At 70.1% G+C, this 3,329-nt stretch carries 4 protein-coding genes; all 4 read left to right on the forward strand.

The window, feature by feature from the left end; genetic code table 11:
• Positions 1-204: 204 nt before the first annotated feature.
• The 4 genes from ACZ45T_RS32360 to ACZ45T_RS32375 all read left to right on the forward strand — a co-directional run bounded on the left by ACZ45T_RS32360 (position 205) and on the right by ACZ45T_RS32375 (position 3,238).
• Positions 205-570, forward strand: coding sequence for an Rv2175c family DNA-binding protein (locus tag ACZ45T_RS32360; protein WP_468447627.1), 366 nt, complete (start codon positions 205-207; stop codon positions 568-570).
• A 103-nt stretch (positions 571-673) separates the two neighbouring features.
• Positions 674-1,312, forward strand: coding sequence for a thiamine phosphate synthase (thiE, locus tag ACZ45T_RS32365; RefSeq protein WP_468447629.1), 639 nt, complete (start codon positions 674-676; stop codon positions 1,310-1,312).
• A gap of 95 nt (positions 1,313-1,407) precedes the next feature.
• The gene (metF, locus tag ACZ45T_RS32370) at positions 1,408-2,322 is read left to right on the forward strand and encodes a methylenetetrahydrofolate reductase [NAD(P)H] (protein WP_468447631.1); all 915 of its coding nucleotides are present in this window, start codon (positions 1,408-1,410) and stop codon (positions 2,320-2,322) included.
• 52 nt (positions 2,323-2,374) lie between these two features.
• Positions 2,375-3,238 carry a hypothetical protein gene (locus ACZ45T_RS32375; RefSeq protein WP_468447633.1) on the forward strand — a complete coding sequence of 288 codons (864 nt, stop codon included), beginning with the start codon at positions 2,375-2,377 and terminating at the stop codon, positions 3,236-3,238.
• Positions 3,239-3,329: the final 91 nt, after the last annotated feature.

Genomic DNA, 3,329 nt, shown 5'->3' on the forward strand with positions numbered 1-3,329 from the left:
CCCGGGCGTTTGCCTTTGTCCGACCCGGCTTTTTGGTTCTCCCCCTCCTCCCCCCTGCTCGCAAACCTTTGGTGAGGCGCTCTTTCAGCCTCGCCGGCGTTTGAGGCGCGGGGTCTGGGGCGGAGCCCCAGTACCAGTACGGCTCCGACCCGGACGGGGTCACCCAGGTACCGGCGGCGGAGCCGAGATGGCAGGCTTGTTCCCGTGACCGAGATTGACGCAAAGATCGATGCCCTTGTCCCCTCATGGCTGTACCTCCCCGACATCGCGGAGATGCTCGACATCGAGGTGACCCGGGTCCGCCAGATGGTCAAGGAAGGGCAGCTGATCGCCGTACGCCGGGGCGAGAACCGCTCCCTGCAGGTGCCGGCCCCCTTCATCGACGGCGACAAGGTCGTCAAGGGCCTGGTCGGTCTGCTGACCGTGCTGCGCGACGACCGCTTCACCGAGGAGGAGATCCTGGAATGGCTCTTCACCGAGGACCCGACCCTGCCCGGCACCCCCGTGCAGGCGCTGCGCGAGAATCGCGGCACGGAGGTGAAGCGCCGCGCTCAGGCGCTCGCGCTCTGACCTGATCCGCTCCACCGCTCCACCGCTCCACCGCTTCATCCGCTCCACCGCGGTGTGCGGGCCTGCAGGCCCGTACACCGCCTCCACCACGGGGGGTACACCCATGCAGCAGCTGTCCGACGCCCGGCTCTACCTGTGCACGGACGCCCGCAAGCGGCAGGGTGACCTCCCCGAGTTCCTGGACGCCGTGCTGGCCGGCGGCGTCGACATCGTTCAGCTCCGCGACAAGGGCATGGAGGCGGGGGAGGAGCTCGAACACCTCCAGGTCTTCGCCGAGGCCGCCCGCCGCCACGGCAAGCTCCTCGCCGTGAACGACCGCGCCGACGTCGCCCACGCCATCGGCTCCGACGTCCTGCACCTCGGCCAGGGCGACATTCCGGTGCCGGCCGCCCGCGCCATCCTGGGTGAGCAGGTGCTGATCGGCCGTTCCTGCCACGCCGAGTCCGAGGTCGACGCGGCCGTGGCCGAGCCCGGCGTGGACTACTTCTGCACCGGCCCCTGCTGGCCCACCCCCACCAAGCCCGGCCGCTACGCGCCCGGCCTCGGGCTGGTCCGGTACGCGGCCTCCCTGGAGCAGGACCGGCCCTGGTTCGCCATCGGCGGCATCGACAGCACGAACCTGGACGAGGTGCTGGACGCCGGCGCCACCCGCGTCGTGGTCGTCCGCGCCCTCACCGAGGCCACCGACCCCGGTGCGGCCGCCGCGGAGCTGGCCAAGCGGGTCCGCGCCCGCCTCGGCTGATCCGCAGCCCCAGCCCTGCCCGTCAAGTGTCCAAAAACGTGTCCAAAAGATGGACAGCGCTTCGGTGTCCGCCGGGCCGCGTCTAACCTGCCCACATGGCCTCTGGTACCGCTTCCACCTGGTCGGATCGTGCACACACGGTCCGCGACCTCCTCGCGTCCGGGCGCTCCTACTCGTTCGAGTTCTGGGCACCGAAGACGGAGAAGGGCGAACGCAACCTCTGGAACGCCCTCCGCAGGGTCGAGGCGGTATCCCCGAGCTTCGTCTCCGTGACCTACGGAGCCGGCGGCTCCACCCGCGGCGGCACCGTCAAGGCCACCGAGCAGATCGCCGCGGACACCACCCTGACCCCCGTCGCGCACCTCACCGCCGTGGACCACTCGGTCGCCGAGCTGCGCAACGTCATCGGGCAGTTCGCCGACGCCGGGATCCGCAACATGCTCGTCGTGCGCGGAGACCCGCCGGGCGACCCGATGGGCGAGTGGGTGCCGCACCCCGAGGGCGTGCACTACGCCGCCGACCTGGTCCGCCTGGTCAAGGAGTCCGGCGACTTCTGCGTCGGCGTCGCGGCCTTCCCCGAGATGCACCCGCGTTCGGCGGACTGGGATACGGACATCCGGCACTTCGTGGACAAGTGCCGCGCCGGTGCGGACTACGCGATCACCCAGATGTTCTTCGATCCGGAGAATTATCTGCGGCTGCGCGACAGCGTCGAGAAGGCGGGCTGCGAGACCCCGATCATCCCCGAGGTCATGCCTGTTGTGGCGATCAAGCAGCTCGACCGACTGCCCCAACTCAGCAACGCGGTCTTCCCCGCGGATGTGAAAGAACGCATGCTCGCGGTCAAGGACGACCCGGCCGCTGTACGCTCCATTGGCATCGAGTTCGCCACGGAGTTCTGCGCGCGGCTGCTGTCCGAGGGTGTCCCGGGGCTGCACTTCATCACGCTGAACAATTCCACGGCGACTCTCGAAATCTACGAGAACCTGGGCCTGCACCAGCGGGCCTGACCGGCAGGCCCCCCATGTCCCGGGCGGTCGGCCGTACCGAGAGGGGCCATGCATGGGAATGACGGTCCTCTACATCGCGTTCGGCTTCGTCGCGCTGTGGCTGCTTGCCGAGGTCCTGATGCAGTACAAGGCCCGGCTCCGCTGGCGCCTGCTCGCCTTCGCCGGCTTCCTCGGCGTGGTCGCCGGCGTGATCCTGCCGTCGGTGGCGGTCATCGGAGTCGGCGCGGCGGCCTTCGCCGTCGGCCAGACCCTGGTGACGCTCTCCTTCCGCAAGGGCTTCGTCGCCGGCTGGGCGCTGCGCCGCGGCGGGGAACCCGTACGGCAGACCCGGCAGTCCAGACGGCGCCGGGCCGGTGGCCCGGCTCAGCCGGAACCGGCCCTCCAGGTCACCGCGCTGGAGTACGAGGGCCCGGACGGGGCCGTCGACGAAGGGCAGTTCGAGGCCGCGGCCGACGAGGTCTACAGCCCGCAGCCGGTGCCCGAGGAGACCGGGTCCTACGGGATCCAGAGCTTCACGTCCGCCCCCGACCCGTCCCAGACGGCGGGCTTCGCCTCGCCGTTCACCACGGCCGAGCAGGACGCCCACCAGTACGCGGCGTACTACGACCCGCAGAACCAGGGCGGCTCCGGAGGCTACGACTACTCCGGCGGCTACCAGACCGGTGAGCAGCAGCAGGTCTACGCCGCCTACTCGGACCCGTACATCGGCGGCGGCGTCGCCCCGTCACCGTCGTACGACTACACCCCGTACCCCGACTACGGGCAGCAGCAGTACTCCACGGACACCCCGCCCGGCGGGGTCTGGGTCCCGCAGCAGCGGGATGTGGCCCAGCCCTATCCGGCGGAGGATCAGCCCGAGCCGCCGCAGCAGTACCCGTACCCCCAGCAGGGCGGGTACGAGCAGTACCGCTACTAGTGACCTGAGTCGGAGGTTTGTCGTTAGTTCGGTATGAGTCGTCCGGGTCCGAAGATTCCGCCGTTGTCGGTGACCGATGCCCAGCGGGCTG

The sequence above is a fragment of the Streptomyces sp. NPDC030995 genome (assembly GCF_055571215.1).